The sequence below is a fragment of the Magnetospirillum sp. LM-5 genome (assembly GCF_902729445.1).
Lineage (GTDB): Bacteria > Pseudomonadota > Alphaproteobacteria > Rhodospirillales > Magnetospirillaceae > Magnetospirillum.
Genome location: NZ_CACVCE010000009.1, coordinates 1 through 14,225 on the forward strand (window position 1 = coordinate 1; position 14,225 = coordinate 14,225).

Annotated in this window: 26 protein-coding genes; 25 read left to right on the forward strand and 1 reads right to left on the reverse strand. The window is 62.8% G+C overall.

Features of this window, described 5'->3' with window-relative positions:
• Positions 1 to 1,249: zinc metalloprotease (locus tag MTBLM5_RS05215; protein ID WP_173974734.1), on the reverse strand; the 1,249-nt coding region annotated here is incomplete at its 3' end.
• A gap of 392 nt (positions 1,250 to 1,641) precedes the next feature.
• Between MTBLM5_RS05215 and rpsJ the strand changes: the two genes are divergently transcribed.
• The 25 genes from rpsJ (at position 1,642) to rpsK (ending at position 14,120) form a co-directional block, all read left to right on the forward strand.
• A complete protein-coding gene (rpsJ, locus tag MTBLM5_RS05220; protein WP_002725423.1) occupies positions 1,642 to 1,950 on the forward strand; it encodes a 30S ribosomal protein S10 in 309 nt (102 codons plus the stop codon).
• 12 nt (positions 1,951 to 1,962) lie between these two features.
• Positions 1,963 to 2,634: a 50S ribosomal protein L3 gene (rplC, locus tag MTBLM5_RS05225; protein ID WP_068497443.1), complete on the forward strand. Its 672-nt coding sequence runs from the start codon at positions 1,963 to 1,965 to the stop codon at positions 2,632 to 2,634.
• 11 nt (positions 2,635 to 2,645) lie between these two features.
• Positions 2,646 to 3,266, forward strand: coding sequence for a 50S ribosomal protein L4 (gene rplD / locus MTBLM5_RS05230; RefSeq protein WP_173974735.1), 621 nt, complete (start codon positions 2,646 to 2,648; stop codon positions 3,264 to 3,266).
• Positions 3,263 to 3,571: a 50S ribosomal protein L23 gene (locus MTBLM5_RS05235; protein WP_068497439.1), complete on the forward strand. Its 309-nt coding sequence runs from the start codon at positions 3,263 to 3,265 to the stop codon at positions 3,569 to 3,571. The genes rplD and MTBLM5_RS05235 overlap by 4 nt, the downstream gene beginning before the upstream one ends.
• A gap of 4 nt (positions 3,572 to 3,575) precedes the next feature.
• Entirely contained in the window at positions 3,576 to 4,403 is an 828-nt protein-coding gene (rplB, locus tag MTBLM5_RS05240; RefSeq protein ID WP_173974736.1) for a 50S ribosomal protein L2, read from the forward strand.
• A 12-nt stretch (positions 4,404 to 4,415) separates the two neighbouring features.
• Positions 4,416 to 4,694 carry a 30S ribosomal protein S19 gene (gene rpsS / locus MTBLM5_RS05245; protein WP_068497437.1) on the forward strand — a complete coding sequence of 93 codons (279 nt, stop codon included), beginning with the start codon at positions 4,416 to 4,418 and terminating at the stop codon, positions 4,692 to 4,694.
• Positions 4,695 to 4,697: 3 nt separating this feature from the next.
• Complete coding sequence (gene rplV / locus MTBLM5_RS05250) at positions 4,698 to 5,084, forward strand: 50S ribosomal protein L22 (RefSeq protein ID WP_068497436.1); 387 nt, start codon at positions 4,698 to 4,700, stop codon at positions 5,082 to 5,084.
• 4 nt (positions 5,085 to 5,088) lie between these two features.
• On the forward strand, positions 5,089 to 5,775 hold the full coding sequence (gene rpsC, locus MTBLM5_RS05255) for a 30S ribosomal protein S3 (protein ID WP_173974737.1): 687 nt from the start codon (positions 5,089 to 5,091) through the stop codon (positions 5,773 to 5,775).
• Between the two features lie 18 nt (positions 5,776 to 5,793).
• Entirely contained in the window at positions 5,794 to 6,207 is a 414-nt protein-coding gene (gene rplP / locus MTBLM5_RS05260) for a 50S ribosomal protein L16 (protein WP_068497430.1), read from the forward strand.
• Between the two features lie 5 nt (positions 6,208 to 6,212).
• The gene (gene rpmC, locus MTBLM5_RS05265) at positions 6,213 to 6,419 is read left to right on the forward strand and encodes a 50S ribosomal protein L29 (protein ID WP_068497428.1); all 207 of its coding nucleotides are present in this window, start codon (positions 6,213 to 6,215) and stop codon (positions 6,417 to 6,419) included.
• Positions 6,420 to 6,432: 13 nt separating this feature from the next.
• Positions 6,433 to 6,669 carry a 30S ribosomal protein S17 gene (gene rpsQ / locus MTBLM5_RS05270; protein ID WP_173974738.1) on the forward strand — a complete coding sequence of 79 codons (237 nt, stop codon included), beginning with the start codon at positions 6,433 to 6,435 and terminating at the stop codon, positions 6,667 to 6,669.
• 43 nt (positions 6,670 to 6,712) lie between these two features.
• The gene (gene rplN, locus MTBLM5_RS05275) at positions 6,713 to 7,081 is read left to right on the forward strand and encodes a 50S ribosomal protein L14 (protein WP_068497425.1); all 369 of its coding nucleotides are present in this window, start codon (positions 6,713 to 6,715) and stop codon (positions 7,079 to 7,081) included.
• Entirely contained in the window at positions 7,081 to 7,401 is a 321-nt protein-coding gene (rplX, locus tag MTBLM5_RS05280; RefSeq protein ID WP_217424976.1) for a 50S ribosomal protein L24, read from the forward strand. The genes rplN and rplX overlap by 1 nt, the downstream gene beginning before the upstream one ends.
• A 17-nt stretch (positions 7,402 to 7,418) precedes the next feature.
• Entirely contained in the window at positions 7,419 to 7,961 is a 543-nt protein-coding gene (gene rplE, locus MTBLM5_RS05285) for a 50S ribosomal protein L5 (protein WP_173974739.1), read from the forward strand.
• Positions 7,962 to 7,974: 13 nt separating this feature from the next.
• Positions 7,975 to 8,280 carry a 30S ribosomal protein S14 gene (rpsN, locus tag MTBLM5_RS05290; protein WP_173974740.1) on the forward strand — a complete coding sequence of 102 codons (306 nt, stop codon included), beginning with the start codon at positions 7,975 to 7,977 and terminating at the stop codon, positions 8,278 to 8,280.
• 13 nt (positions 8,281 to 8,293) lie between these two features.
• The gene (rpsH, locus tag MTBLM5_RS05295) at positions 8,294 to 8,692 is read left to right on the forward strand and encodes a 30S ribosomal protein S8 (protein WP_173974741.1); all 399 of its coding nucleotides are present in this window, start codon (positions 8,294 to 8,296) and stop codon (positions 8,690 to 8,692) included.
• A 13-nt stretch (positions 8,693 to 8,705) separates the two neighbouring features.
• Positions 8,706 to 9,242, forward strand: a complete 537-nt coding sequence (rplF, locus tag MTBLM5_RS05300) for a 50S ribosomal protein L6 (RefSeq protein WP_173974742.1) — start codon at positions 8,706 to 8,708, stop codon at positions 9,240 to 9,242.
• An 11-nt stretch (positions 9,243 to 9,253) separates the two neighbouring features.
• Positions 9,254 to 9,616: a 50S ribosomal protein L18 gene (gene rplR / locus MTBLM5_RS05305; protein WP_068497413.1), complete on the forward strand. Its 363-nt coding sequence runs from the start codon at positions 9,254 to 9,256 to the stop codon at positions 9,614 to 9,616.
• A gap of 12 nt (positions 9,617 to 9,628) precedes the next feature.
• Complete coding sequence (rpsE, locus tag MTBLM5_RS05310) at positions 9,629 to 10,273, forward strand: 30S ribosomal protein S5 (protein WP_173974743.1); 645 nt, start codon at positions 9,629 to 9,631, stop codon at positions 10,271 to 10,273.
• Positions 10,274 to 10,291: 18 nt separating this feature from the next.
• Positions 10,292 to 10,477 carry a 50S ribosomal protein L30 gene (gene rpmD, locus MTBLM5_RS05315; RefSeq protein WP_068497507.1) on the forward strand — a complete coding sequence of 62 codons (186 nt, stop codon included), beginning with the start codon at positions 10,292 to 10,294 and terminating at the stop codon, positions 10,475 to 10,477.
• Between the two features lie 62 nt (positions 10,478 to 10,539).
• Complete coding sequence (gene rplO, locus MTBLM5_RS05320; protein WP_068497411.1) at positions 10,540 to 11,019, forward strand: 50S ribosomal protein L15; 480 nt, start codon at positions 10,540 to 10,542, stop codon at positions 11,017 to 11,019.
• 70 nt (positions 11,020 to 11,089) lie between these two features.
• Entirely contained in the window at positions 11,090 to 12,436 is a 1,347-nt protein-coding gene (secY, locus tag MTBLM5_RS05325; RefSeq protein ID WP_173974744.1) for a preprotein translocase subunit SecY, read from the forward strand.
• 58 nt (positions 12,437 to 12,494) lie between these two features.
• Positions 12,495 to 13,154, forward strand: coding sequence for an adenylate kinase (locus MTBLM5_RS05330; protein ID WP_173974745.1), 660 nt, complete (start codon positions 12,495 to 12,497; stop codon positions 13,152 to 13,154).
• A gap of 180 nt (positions 13,155 to 13,334) precedes the next feature.
• Entirely contained in the window at positions 13,335 to 13,712 is a 378-nt protein-coding gene (rpsM, locus tag MTBLM5_RS05335) for a 30S ribosomal protein S13 (protein ID WP_173974746.1), read from the forward strand.
• Between the two features lie 12 nt (positions 13,713 to 13,724).
• Complete coding sequence (gene rpsK, locus MTBLM5_RS05340) at positions 13,725 to 14,120, forward strand: 30S ribosomal protein S11 (RefSeq protein ID WP_173974747.1); 396 nt, start codon at positions 13,725 to 13,727, stop codon at positions 14,118 to 14,120.
• Positions 14,121 to 14,225 lie beyond the last annotated feature (105 nt).

A 14,225-nucleotide genomic window follows, 5' to 3' on the forward strand; every position in this document is an offset into this window, starting at 1 on the left:
GAATCCACATGGTGCCAGTGCCCGGCCGGTACAGGGCCATGTGGTCCAGCTTGCCGGAACTGTCGTAGTCGAAGGCGAAGGCCCGGTCCGCCGCCGACCGCAGGTCGTAGCCGCCGATGCCCTGCCCGGGGGAGTCTTGCTGGTAGACCGGGGTGAACGAGGTGCCCGAGCGCTTCAGGATCCACATGGTCCCGGTGCCCGGACGATAGAGCGCCATATGGTCCAGCTTGCCGGTGCCGTCGTAATCGAAGGCGAAGGCTCGGTCGTTGCCGGATTTGAGGTCGTAGCCGCCGATGCCCTGACCGGGATCGTCCTGCTGGTAGACCGGAGTGAACGGCGGCGAGAGCCCGGCACGGCTATTATTGAGCGCGTCACGCATCCGCGCCACCTGGCCCTGGGTGAACATGAACATCGCCGAATCGTGGGTATAGTCCATGTAGTTCATGAACATGTCGCCGTTGGGTCCGTTGGTGCAGGTGACGTGCGGGAAGGCCGGCGTGCCGTAGTTCGGGCCGGCTGCGTTGGGGGTGTCATCGACCCGGTCGGTTCCAAAGCAGGCGTCGCCGTCGTCGCCCCAGATGTGGAACAGGTCGAGCCAGTGGCCGACCTCGTGGGTGGCTGTGCGTCCCAGGTTGAAGGGCGCCGCCGCCGTCCCGTTGGTGCCGAAGGCGGTGTTGACGATCACCACGCCGTCGGTGGCCGCCGGCCCGCCGGGAAATTGGGCGTAGCCGAGCACGTTGTTATTCAGCGCGGGGGCTACCCAGATGTTAAGGTAGCGATCGGCCGGCCACGGAGCGATACCGCCGGTGGCGGCGGCCTTGATGGGGTTGCCGGCCTGCCCAAACGAGGCGACCGCGGTCTGTGTGCGCGTGATGCCGGTGGTGGACTGACCGTCGGGGGCCACCTTGGCCAAGTCGAACTCGATCATGGCGTCGGCGGCGAGCTCTCGCCACACCGCCGGAACGCCGCCGATGTCGCCGTTGCGCTTGCGGAAATCGGCGTTCAGCACGGCGATCTGGCTTTCCACCTGGGCGTCGGAAATGTTCTGTTCCGGCCGGTTCCACACGACGTGAACCACAACCGGAATGCGGGTGACCTGGCCGGGCGTGGTGCGGGCGGTCCCCCGTGCCGCCCAGGCGGCACTCTCTATTCTCTGACGCGCCGCAAGATAGGACGGATCCTCGGCCAGAAGGCGGTGATGCTCGGCATGTGCGCCGCACGAGCGCTTAATCGGATTGCTATCGGTCATATGGGATGCCCTCCCCTTTTCACAGAAGCAACTGCGGTTTAGCAACCAAGATGCGATGACTGAATACAAGCACATCCTAAAAAATTTCGTATCGGGTGGCTAACCCGGTTTTCGGGAAAAAATACAAGAACAACTCTACCATCTTTTATAATCGACAGGTTCGGCGGTGCCTGCGCGGCACGCGATTCTCGCCCGCAATTTGGTCCCAAGAATCGCCTTGCCAATCGGGAATGCTGGGGGTATAAGCACGCCCTCGGCTACGGCCTGTTCCGCAAGAGTGTGTGTCCCCAACGGGGCGCGGGCTGACTGCGGAAGGTTATTTGAACCGACAAGTTTCACCGATCGGCGCTCCGATAAGGGGGCGCCGATCCGATTTAACGGATGAAGTGAATATGGAAAGCCAAAACATCCGTATCCGCCTCAAGGCGTTCGACCATCGCGTGCTGGACCAGTCCACCCGCGAGATCGTCAACACCGCCAAGAGGACCGGTGCTCAGGTGCGCGGACCGATCCCGCTTCCCAGCAGGATCGAAAAGTTCACCGTCAATCGCAGCCCGCATATCGACAAGAAGTCGCGCGAGCAGTTCGAAATTCGCACGCATAAGCGTCTGCTGGACATCGTCGATCCGACTCCGCAGACCGTGGACGCGCTGATGAAGCTCGACCTGGCCGCCGGCGTCGACGTCGAGATCAAGCTCTAAGGAAACCAATCGATGCGATCCGGTCTCATCGCCCAGAAGGTCGGCATGACGAGGATCTTCACCGAGGACGGAACTCATGTTCCCGTCACCGTGTTGAAGGTCGACACCTGCCAGGTGGTCTCGACCCGCTCTGTGGAAAAGGACGGCTATGTCGCCGTTCAGCTCGGTGCCGGCCAGGCCAAGGTGAAGAACGTGGCCAAGCCTCAGCGCACCACCTTCGCCAACGCCAAGGTCGAGCCCAAGAAGCAGCTCGCCGAATTCCGTGTCGACCCCGAGAACGTTCTCGAGGTTGGTGCCGAATTGTCGGCCGCCCATTTCATCCCCGGCCAGTTCGTGGACATCACCGGCACCACCATCGGCAAGGGTTTTGCCGGCGGTATGAAGCGCTGGAACTTCCGCGGCCTGGAAGCGACCCACGGCGTCTCGGTCTCGCACCGTTCGCATGGTTCGACCGGTCAGCGCCAGGACCCCGGCAAGGTGTTCAAGGGCAAGAAGATGGCCGGCCATATGGGTGACGTTCAGGTCACCACCCAGAACCTCAAGGTGGTTTCCACCGACACCGAGCGCGGCCTGATCCTGATCAAGGGTTCGGTTCCCGGTTCCGAGGGTGGCTGGGTGCTGATCAAGGACGCGGTGAAGCGCAAGCTGCCCGAGGGCGTGCCGTTCCCGGCCGGCCTGAAGTAAGGAGCACCGCGATGAAGACCAAGGTTATCAGCCTGGACAACAAGGACGTCGGCGAGATCGAACTCTCGGACGCCGTGTTTGGCCTGGCCGCCCGTACCGACCTGCTGCACCGCATGGTGACCTGGCAGCTGGCCAAGCGCCAGTCGGGCAACCACAAGACCAAGGGGATCAGCGAGATCTCCGGCACCACCAAGAAGCCGTTCGCCCAGAAGGGTGGCGGTCGCGCCCGTCAGGGTTCGATGCGCAGCCCGCAGTTCCGCGGCGGCGCCACCATCTTCGGCCCGGTCGTTCGCTCGCATGCGTTCGACATGCCCAAGAAGGTGCGTAAGCTGGCTTTGAAGGTGGCTCTGTCGGCCAAGGCCGCGTCGGGCAAGCTGATCGTTCTCGATCAGGCCACCGCCGCCGCCCCCAAGACCAAGGACCTGGCCACCCGCCTGAAGGCGCTGGGCTGGAACTCGGTGCTGGTGATCGACGGCGCCAAGGTGGACGACAATTTCGCCCTGGCGTCTCGCAACATCCCGCATGTGGACGTGCTGCCGGAAATCGGTGCCAACGTGTACGACATCCTGCGTCGCGACACCCTGGTCCTGACCAAGGATGCCGTCGCCGCCCTGGAGGCTCGCCTGAAATGAGCAAGGTCACTCTCTCCAAGGAGCAGATGTACGACATCATCCGCGCTCCCGTGATCACCGAGAAGGCCACGATGGGTTCCGAGCACAACCAGGTCACCTTCAAGGTGCCGCTGGAAGCCTCGAAGCCGGAAATCAAGGCTGCCGTCGAAGGCGTGTTCGGGGTGAAGGTCACCGCCGTCAACACCATCGTCTCGAAGGGCAAGGTGAAGCGCTTCCGCGGCCGTATCGGTCAGCGTTCCGACGTCAAGAAGGCGATCGTGACGTTGGCCGAAGGCCAGAGCATCGACGTGACGACGGGAGTCTGAAGTCATGGCACTCAAGACGTTCAAGCCCACCACTCCGGGCCGTCGCCAGCTGGTGCTGGTCGACCGTTCCGAACTGTGGAAGGGTAAGCCCGAAGCCAGCCTGACCGAAGGTCTGCGCAAGTCGGGCGGCCGTAACAACACCGGCCGCATCACCGTCCGCTTCCGTGGCGGCGGGCACAAGCGCCGCTATCGCGTCGTCGATTTCAAGCGCGACAAGTTCGATATGCCGGCCACCGTCGAGCGGCTGGAATACGATCCGAACCGCACCGCCTTCATCGCTCTCGTCAAGTACGAGGACGGCGAGAAGCGCTACATCCTGGCCCCGCAGCGTCTGCAGGCCGGCGACGTGGTGATCGCTGGCGAGAAGTGCGACATCAAGCCGGGCAACGCGCTCCAGCTGAAGAACATCCCGGTCGGCACCGTGGTCCACAATGTGGAGCTGAAGGTCGGCAAGGGTGGTCAGATCGCTCGCTCGGCCGGCACCTTCGTCCAGCTGGTCGGCAAGGATCAGGGCTATGCCCAGCTCCGCCTGTCGTCTGGCGAGCTGCGCATCGTTCGCGCCGAATGCATGGCCACCATCGGTGCCGTGTCGAACCCCGACCAGCAGAACGTGTCGATCGGCAAGGCCGGTCGCATGCGCTGGCTGGGCTTCAAGCCGCATGTCCGCGGTGTCGCCATGAACCCCATCGACCACCCGCATGGTGGTGGTGAAGGTCGGACCTCGGGTGGCCGTCATCCGGTCACTCCTTGGGGCAAGCCGACCAAGGGCAAGAAGACTCGTTCCAACAAGAAGACGGATGGCCTGATTATGCGCCGCCGTCACGCTCAGTAAGGAGGGACGAGAATGGCTCGTTCCGTTTGGAAAGGACCGTTTGTCGACGGTTACCTGCTCAAGAAGGCGGACAAGTCGCGTGCGTCCGGCCGCAACGAGGTCATCAAGATCTGGTCGCGTCGGTCCACCATCCTGCCGAACTTCGTGGGTTTGACCTTCGGCGTTTACAACGGCCAGAAGTACATTCCGGTCCTGGTGACCGAGAACATGGTGGGACACAAGTTCGGCGAGTTCTCGCCGACCCGCACCTACTTCGGCCATGGCATCGACAAGAAGGCGAAGAGGAAGTAAGTCATGGGCAAGAAGCCTGCTGAACGCGTCCTCTCGGACATCGAGGCCAAGGCCTTCTCGGCGACCATCCGCACCAGCCCGCGCAAGCTGAACCTGGTTGCGGCGTCGATCCGGGGAATGGCTGCGGAAGCCGCCCTGCACAGCCTGACCTTCTCGCGCCGTCGCATCGCGCAGGACGTGAAGAAGGTGCTGCAGTCGGCCATCGCCAATGCGGAAAACAATCACCAGCTGGACGTTGACCGGCTGTATGTCGCTGAAGCCTATGTGGGCAAGGCGATGGTGATGAAGCGGTGGGCGGCACGTGCCCGCGGCCGCGGCACCCGCATCGAAAAGCCGTTCTCGAATCTGACCGTCATCGTGCGCGAACGCGCCGAAGCGACCGGGGAGTAACCAGATGGGTCAGAAAGTCAATCCGATCGGCTTGCGCCTCGGCATCAACCGCACTTGGGACTCCCGTTGGTTCGCCGACGGCGACTACGCCAAGATGCTGCACGAGGATCTCAAGCTGCGTAAGTATCTGCGCGAGAAGCTGGCCCAGGCCGGTGTGTCGCGTGTGATCATCGAGCGTCCGGCCAAGAAGGCCCGCGTGACCATTCACACCGCCCGTCCGGGCGTGGTGATCGGCAAGAAGGGCGCCGACATCGAGGTGCTCCGCAAGGAGCTGTCGAAGATGACCGGCGGCGACGTTCACCTGAACATCGTCGAGATCCGTAAGCCCGAGCTGGACGCCCAGCTGGTGGCCGAAAGCATCGCTCAGCAGCTCGAGCGTCGCGTGTCGTTCCGTCGCGCCATGAAGCGGGCCGTTCAGTCGGCCATGCGTCTGGGCGCCCAGGGCATCCGCATCAACTGCTCGGGTCGTCTGGGCGGCGCGGAAATCGCCCGTATGGAATGGTATCGCGAAGGCCGTGTGCCGCTGCACACGCTGCGCGCCGACATCGATTACGGAATCGGCACCGCCAAGACCACCTATGGGACCTGCGGTATCAAGGTGTGGGTGTTCAAGGGCGAAATCCTGGCGCACGACCCGATGGCGCAGGACAAGCGCGCCGCCGGCGAGACCGCCCCGGCTGAACGCCGCTGATGGTGAAGGAAGAAAGAGATGCTTTCGCCCAAGCGAACTAAGTTCCGCAAATTCCACAAGGGTCGCATTCATGGCGACGCCAAGGGTGGATCAAGCCTCAATTTCGGCGCCTTCGGCCTGAAGGCCCTGGAGCCCGAGCGTATCACCGCCCGCCAGATCGAGGCCGCCCGTCGTGCCCTCACCCGTCACCTGAAGCGTCAGGGCCGTGTGTGGATCCGCGTTTTCCCGGACGTTGCCGTTTCGACCAAGCCGGCCGAAGTGCGCATGGGTTCCGGTAAGGGTACGCCGGAATACTGGGTCGCCAAGATCAAGCCGGGTCGCGTGCTGTTCGAAGTCGACGGCGTGCCGGAAGATCTGGCCCGTCGTGGTTTTGAACTGGCCGCCGCCAAGCTGCCGATCAAGACCAAGTTCATCGTCCGGATCGGGGAGTAACCGCCATGGCGAGCAAGGCTAAGGAACTTCGCGCCAAGTCGGCCGATCAGCTGTCCGAGCGTCTGGTGGAGCTGAAGAAAGAGCAGTTCAATCTGCGCTTCCAGAAGGCTTCCGGCCAGCTGGAGAACACTGCCCGGGTGCGCACGGTGCGTCGCGAGATCGCCGCGATCAAGACCGTTTTGGGCCAGATGGCCCGCACCGCCGCGGCCTAAGGAGTAGCAAGCAATGCCGAAGCGCATTCTTCAGGGCGTGGTCGTCAGCGACAAGATGGAAAAGACCGTGGTGGTCAGCGTCGAACGTCGCGTGATGCACCCGATCTACAAGAAGTTCATCCGTCGTTCGAAGAAGTATCACGCGCACGACGAGAACAACTCTTTCAAGACTGGCGACACCGTGAAAATCCGCGAGTGCCGTCCGCTCTCGAAGACCAAGACCTGGGAAGTGATCGTCGAACAGGCTTGATGCCTGATCGCCGATATCGACCTGGAAAGAAAGGAAACTCGACATGATCCAGATGCAATCCAACCTGGACGTCGCCGATAATTCGGGTGCCCGACGGGTGCAGTGCATCAAGGTTCTGGGCGGCTCGCACCGCACCATCGCCAACGTCGGCGACATCATTGTGGTGTCGATCAAGGAAGCGATTCCGCGCGGCCGCGTGAAGAAGGGTGACGTCCATCGTGCCGTCATCGTTCGCACCGCCAAGGAAATTCGTCGCCCCGACGGCACCGCCATTCGGTTTGACACCAATGCGGCCGTTCTGATCAACAAGCAGAACGAGCCCATCGGGACCCGTATCTTTGGCCCCGTGACCCGTGAGCTTCGTGCCAAGAAGTTCATGAAGATCATCTCGCTGGCGCCGGAGGTGCTGTAATGGCCGGTCTGAACGTCAAGAAGGGCGACAAGGTCGTCGTCATCACCGGTAAGGACAAGGGCAAGTCCGGCGAGGTTCTCGCGGCTTACCCGAAGGAAGACCGGGTCATCGTCCAGGGCGTGAACAAGGTCAAGCGGCACACCCGCCCGACCCAGACCAACGCCGGCGGCATCGTCGAGAAGGAGGCGTCGATCCACGTCTCCAACGTCGCTCATGCCGACCCCAAGGACGGCAAGCCGACCCGCGTCGGCGTCAAGATCCTCGAAGACGGTCGCAAGGTCCGCGTTGCCAAGCGGTCCGGCGAAGTCATCGACCGGTAATGGGGAGCACGAAGACCATGACCGCGCGTTTGCGTACGCACTACGACACCAAGGTCCGGCAGGCTCTGCAGGAGGAATTCTCCTACGCCAACCCGATGCAGGTGCCGAAGCTGGAAAAGATCGTCATCAACATGGGTGTCGGCGAAGCCGCCCAGGATTCGAAGAAGATCGAGGCCGCCGTGGCCGAACTGACCGCCATCGCCGGTCAGAAGCCGGTGGTGACCAAGGCCAAGAAGTCCATCGCTCAGTTCAAGCTGCGCGAGGGCCAGGTGGTCGGCTGCAAGGTGACCTTGCGCGCCGATCGCATGTACGAATTCCTGGACCGCCTGATCAACATTGCGCTGCCGCGCGTCCGCGACTTCCGCGGCGTCCCGGCCAAGAGCTTCGACGGCCGCGGCAATTATGCCCTGGGTCTGAAGGAGCAGCTCGTGTTCCCGGAAATCAACTACGACAAGGTTGATGCCACCCGGGGCATGGACATCATTTTCGTCACGACGGCCAAGTCCGACAAGGAAGCCAAGGCGCTTCTCAAGGGCTTCGACATGCCGTTTGCTGGCTGATGGGAGTTTAGCAATGTCGAAGATCAGCTCCGTCGAGCGCAACAACAAGCGCGCCAAGATGGCCAAGCAAATGGCCAACAAGCGCGCGCGCCTGAAGGCGGTCGTGATGAACCGTGACGCCAGCCCCGAGGAACGCTTCGAAGCGTCCATGAAGCTGGCCGAGCTTCCCCGCAACTCCGCCAAGAACCGCGTCCGCCTGCTGTGCGAGATCACCGGTCGCCCGCGTGGCAATTACCGGAAGTTCAAGATCTGCCGCAACAAGCTGCGTGAACTTGGCAACCTTGGCCAAATCCCCGGCCTCGTCAAGTCGAGCTGGTAAGGAGGCATAACCCATGGCTATGACCGATCCGCTCGGCGATATGCTCGCCCGCATCCGTAACGGGCAGCGCGCCAACAAGGCGAGCATCTCCTCGCCGGCGTCCAACCTGCGTATGAACGTCCTTGAAGTGCTCAAGCGCGAAGGCTACATCCGCGGCTACACCAAGCAGGACGTACGTCCCGGTGTGTCTGAGCTCACCATCGAGCTCAAGTACCACGAAGGCAAGGCGGTGATCTCGACGATCTCCCGCGTGTCGACCCCGGGCCGCCGCGTCTATTCGAAGATTGCCGACCTCCCCCGCGTGGCGAACGGTCTGGGCATCACCATCCTGTCCACCCCGCGTGGCGTGATGAGCGATACCGAGGCCCGGACCGCCAATGTCGGTGGCGAAGTTCTGTGCCAGGTGTTCTAAGGAGGAACGACAGATGAGCCGAGTGGGCAAATACCCCGTGCCGGTGCCGTCTGGCGTCACCGTCCAGATCGCCGGCGATGAATTCATCGCCAAGGGCAAGAATGGTGAATCGCGCATGCCGCTGTCGCTCGACCTGGTGGACACCACCATCGAAGGCGACAAGGTGTGGGTGAAGCCGAAGACCGAGGCCAAGCAGTCGCGCATGATGTGGGGCACCACCCGCGCGCTGATCAACAACTTGGTCAAGGGCGTTTCCGAGGGCTTCACCGTCAACCTCGAGATCAACGGCGTCGGTTACCGCGCCGCGGTCGAGGGTAAGGTTTTGAAGCTGGCCCTTGGTTACTCGCACGACATCAATTATCCGATCCCGGATGACATTGCGATGAAGTGCGACAAGCCGACGGCTATTTCGATCACCGGCCGCGACAAGCAGCGGGTGGGGCAGATTGCGGCGGAGATCCGGTCTTATCGTGGTCCCGAGCCCTATAAGGGCAAGGGTATCAAGTACGAGACCGAGACGATCCTGCGCAAGGAAGGCAAGAAGAAGTAAGGGGCACCGCCATGATGACGCCGAAGGAACTTTTCGAGCGCCGCAAGCGGCGCGCTCGTGCCAGCATCGCGAAGAAGTCGGGCGGCCGTGTCCGCCTGTCGGTCTTCCGGTCCGGCAAGAACATCTATGCCCAGATCATCGACGACCTCCAGGGCGTGACCCTGGCTGCCGCCTCGACCCTGGACAAGGACATCAAGGGCCAGATCAAGACCGGCGCGACCGTCGATGCGGCGACCGCTGTTGGCAAGTTGATCGCCGAACGGGCCATCAAGGCCGGCATCACCGAGGTGGTGTTCGATCGCGGTGGTTACATCTATCACGGTCGGGTCAAGGCCCTGGCCGAGGCGGCCCGCGAAAGCGGCCTGTCTTTCTAAGGGAACGAGATCATGGCACGTACTCCCAATACTGAAGCTGAGGGCGCCGGTCGGCGTGGTCGTGGTCGCGGTGGCGACGGCGAGCGTGAGGGCCGCGCCCCGCGCGGCCGTGGCGAAGCCCCGCGTCAGGAGCGCGAGGAAAGCGAGTTCGTCGACAAGCTCGTCCACATCAACCGCGTCGCCAAGGTCGTCAAGGGCGGACGTCGCTTCGCCTTCGCTGCCTTGGTGGTGGTTGGTGACGCCAAGGGCCGCGTCGGCTACGGATCGGGCAAGGCCCGTGAAGTGCCGGAAGCGATCCGCAAGGCGACCGAGCAGGCCAAGCGTAACCTGATCAAGGTTCCGCTGCGCGAGGGTCGCACCCTGCATCACGATTGCACCGGCCACTTTGGCGCCGGCCGCGTCGTGCTGCGCGCGGCACCTCCCGGTACCGGCATCATCGCCGGCGGCCCGATGCGCGCCGTTTTCGAGACCATGGGCGTGGCCGACGTCGTCGCCAAGTGCCTGGGTACCTCGAATCCGCACAACATGATCAAGGCGACCTTCGACGCTCTGCTGAGCCTGAACTCGCCGCGCTCGATTGCCGCCAAGCGTGGCAAGAAGGTGGGCGAGATCATCGGTCGTCGTGACGGTGCCGCCGCCGCGGCCGCCGTCGCCTAACGCCAAGGGGTGAACGACATGGCTGCCAACAAGACCGTTCGCGTGACCCAGGTGGGAAGCCCCATCGGCCGTCCCGACGACCAGCGCGCCACCCTGATCGGGCTGGGCCTGAACAAGATGCATCGTACCAAGGAGCTGGAGGATACTCCGGCGGTGCGTGGCATGATTGAAAAGGTCAAGCACCTGGTTAAGGTCGAGGCCTAATATTATAAAGTTCCCCCCCCCGCCCGGAGACGGGCGGGGGGCGGATCACAAGGATCAAGACGATGACGAAGCTCAACGATCTGCGCGACAACGAAGGCGCGCGCTACAAGTTCAAGCGCATCGGCCGCGGCATCGGCTCGGGCAAGGGCAAGACCTCGGGCCGTGGCGTCAAGGGTCAGGGCTCGCGCACCGGCGTTTCGCTGCACGGCTTCGAAGGCGGTCAGATGCCGATCTATCGGCGCCTGCCCAAGCGCGGTTTCAATAACGTCAATGCCCGCGAGTTCTCCGAGGTCAATCTCGGTCGCTTGCAGGCCGCCATCGAGGCCGGCAAGGTCGACGCTGGCCAGCCCATCACCGAGACCGTGCTGCGCGCGGCCGGCCTGATCGGCAAGCAGCTGGACGGCGTGCGTCTGCTGGCCCGTGGCGAGTTGAAGACCAAGGTGACCATCGAGGTGACCGGCGCCTCCAAGGCCGCGATCGCGGCTGTCGAGAAGCTGGGCGGTTCCGTGAAGGTTGCCGAAGAGGCCGTTGCCGAGGGCTGATCGCCCTCGGCAAACCTTCTTCTTTCCGCTATAACGCGCACCGGACCTTTTTTAATCGGAGCCAAGGCACATGGCCTCTGCCGCCGAGCAGCTTGCCGCGAACGTCAATTTTGGTGTCTTTGCGAAGGCGACCGACCTCAAGAAGAGGATCTGGTTCACCGTCCTCGCCCTGGTGGTCTACCGCCTGGGCACCTGGATTCCGATTCCCGGCGTCGATCCGCACGTCATGGCCGACCTGTTCAAGCAGTCGGGCGGCGGCCTTCTTGGCATGTTCGACATGCTGGCCGGTGGCGCGTTGCAGCGCATGACCATCTTCGCTCTGGCGATCATGCCGTACATCTCGGCATCGATCATCATGCAGCTGATGACCACCATCGTTCCCTCGCTTGAGCAGATCAAGAAAGAGGGCGAGGCCGGTCGCAAGAAGATCAACCAGTACACCCGCTACCTGACGGTGCTGATCGCCGCCATGCAGGCCTATGGCATTGCCGTCGGCCTGGAAGGCATGACCGGTTCGACTGGCGCGGCGGTGATGATGGACAACCATCTCTTGTTCCGCTTCTCGACGGTGGTCACGCTGGTCGGCGGCACCGTGTTCCTGATGTGGCTGGGCGAGCAGATCACTGCGCGCGGCATCGGTCAGGGCACCTCGCTGATCATCATGGCCGGTATCGTGGCGGAACTGCCCGGTGCCTTGGCCGGCACCCTGGAACTGGGCCGGACCGGCGCGCTTCCGGTGCTGCTGATCATCGCCTTGCTGCTGCTGTCGGTGGCGATCATCTATTTCATCGTCTTCGTCGAACGCGCCCAGCGCCGGATCATCGTTCAGTATCCGAAGCGCCAGGTGGGCAATAAGATGTATGGCGGCGAATCCAGCCATCTGCCGCTCAAGATCAACACCCCGGGCGTCATCCCGCCGATCTTCGCCAGCTCGCTTCTGCTGATGCCGGTGACGGTCGCCCAGTTCGCCACTGCCGGCGGGCCGGAATGGCTGACCACCTTCACGGTGCTGATGGGCCGCGGCCAGCCGCTGTACCTGGCGCTCTACACCTTGTTGATCGTGTTTTTCGCGTTCTTCTATACCGCCGTCGTCTTCAATCCGGTGGATACCGCCGAGAATTTGAAGAAATATGGCGGTTTCATTCCGGGCATTCGGCCGGGTAAGAACACATCCGATTATCTGGATTATGTTCTGACCCGCCTGACGGTACTGGGCGCCGCCTACCTAACTGCGCTCTCTGTCCTGCCCGAACTGCTGATTGCCAAGTGGTCTGTGCCCTTTTACTTTGGCGGCACCAGCTTGTTGATTGTCGTCTCGGTGACCATGGATACCGTCGCCCAGGTTCAATCTCATTTGCTGGCCCACCAATATGAGGGGCTCATCAAGAAGGCCCGCCTGAGAGGTCGTCGCGGCTGACCCAACCCCCTAATAACGTGACAAGGGCAGCCGCGGGATAAAGGGGAGAACAGCAAAAATGAACCTGGTCCTGTTGGGGCCGCCCGGTGGCGGCAAGGGTACGCAAGCCAAGCGCTTGCAAGATCGGTATGGCCTGATTCAACTGTCCACCGGCGACATGCTGCGTGCGGCGGTGGCCTCGGGCTCGGAGGTCGGCAAGAAGGCGAAAGCCGTCATGGATGCCGGCCAGCTGGTGTCCGATGACATCGTCATCGCCATCATCGACGAGCGGCTGGATCAGCCCGACACCTTGAACGGTGTCATTTTTGACGGTTTCCCGCGCACGGTCGCCCAGGCCGAGGCGTTGGACGAGATGCTGGTGAGGAAGAAGCGCAAGCTCGACTTCGCCATCGAAATCCGCGTCCCTGACGCGCCGATCGTCGAACGCATCACCGGCCGCTTCACCTGCGGCAAGTGTGGCGCCGGCTATCATGACAAGTTCCAGCGGCCGAAGGCCGATGGTGTCTGCGACAGCTGCGGTTCGACCGAATTCGTCCGCCGTGCCGACGACAATGCCGAGACGGTCAACAAGCGACTGGCCGCCTATCACGAGCAGACCGCTCCCCTGCTGCCTTATTACGACAAGCAGGGTGTCTACAAGTTGGTGGACGGGACCCAGGATATTTCCGCGGTCACCCGTTCGCTGGAAGCCCTGTTGGACCCGGTGCGGGGCCAATAAGATTTAGGGGGGAATGGTTCAAGAGTCCCGGTTGACTCTTGGTCGATTCCCCCTATAATCGCGCACCTTCGCTTTCCCCCATGCCGGGCTGGGCTCGGTGTGGTGTGGTCTTTTTTTTGTTGGAGTGGGTTGTGGCGCCAAGCCAGGCCCGGATCACCTTGACTTAAGGAGTAACCAGCTTTGGCCCGTATCGCTGGCGTCAACATTCCGACCAACAAGCGCGTCACCATCGCGCTGACCTATATTCATGGCATTGGCCGCAGCAAGGCTGCCGACATTTGCGTCAAGCTGGGGATCCCCGCCGAGCGCCGTGTCAATCAGCTGACCGACGACGAAGTCCTGAAGATCCGCGAAATGATCGACCGCGACTATCAGGTCGAAGGTGATCTGCGTCGCGAAGTGGCGATGAACATCAAGCGTCTGATGGACCTGGGCTGCTATCGCGGCCTGCGGCATCGTCGCGGCCTGCCGGTTCGTGGGCAGCGCACGCATACCAATGCGCGCACCCGCAAGGGCCCGGCCAAGCCGATCGCCGGTAAGAAGAAAGCCACGAAGTAAGGATCACCTCAGATGGCCAAGCCTGCTGCTACCGCGCGTCCTCGTCGTCGCGAGCGTAAGAACATCACCTCGGGTGTTGCCCACGTGAACTCCACGTTCAACAACACCATGATCACCATCACCGACGCCCAGGGCAACACGATCTCGTGGTCGTCTTCGGGCATGCAGGGCTTCAAGGGCTCGCGCAAGTCGACCCCCTATGCCGCCCAGGTGGCTGCCGAGGACGCTGCCCGCAAGGCGGCCGAGCACGGCATGCGCACCCTGGAAGTCGAAGTGAAGGGCCCCGGTGCCGGCCGCGAGAGCGCTTTGCGCGCGCTGCAGGCTGCTGGTTTCTCCATCACCTCGATCCGCGACGTCACCCCGATCCCGCACAACGGCTGCCGTCCGCGCAAGCGTCGTCGCGTCTGATCGGAGGCCCGTTCTGGCAATGCCGTCGCCTTCCCCAAAGGGCCGGGGATGGCGGCGGTCCTTGCCGTTTCGGTCCATCGTTTTGTTCCTAGCATGAGGTCACGC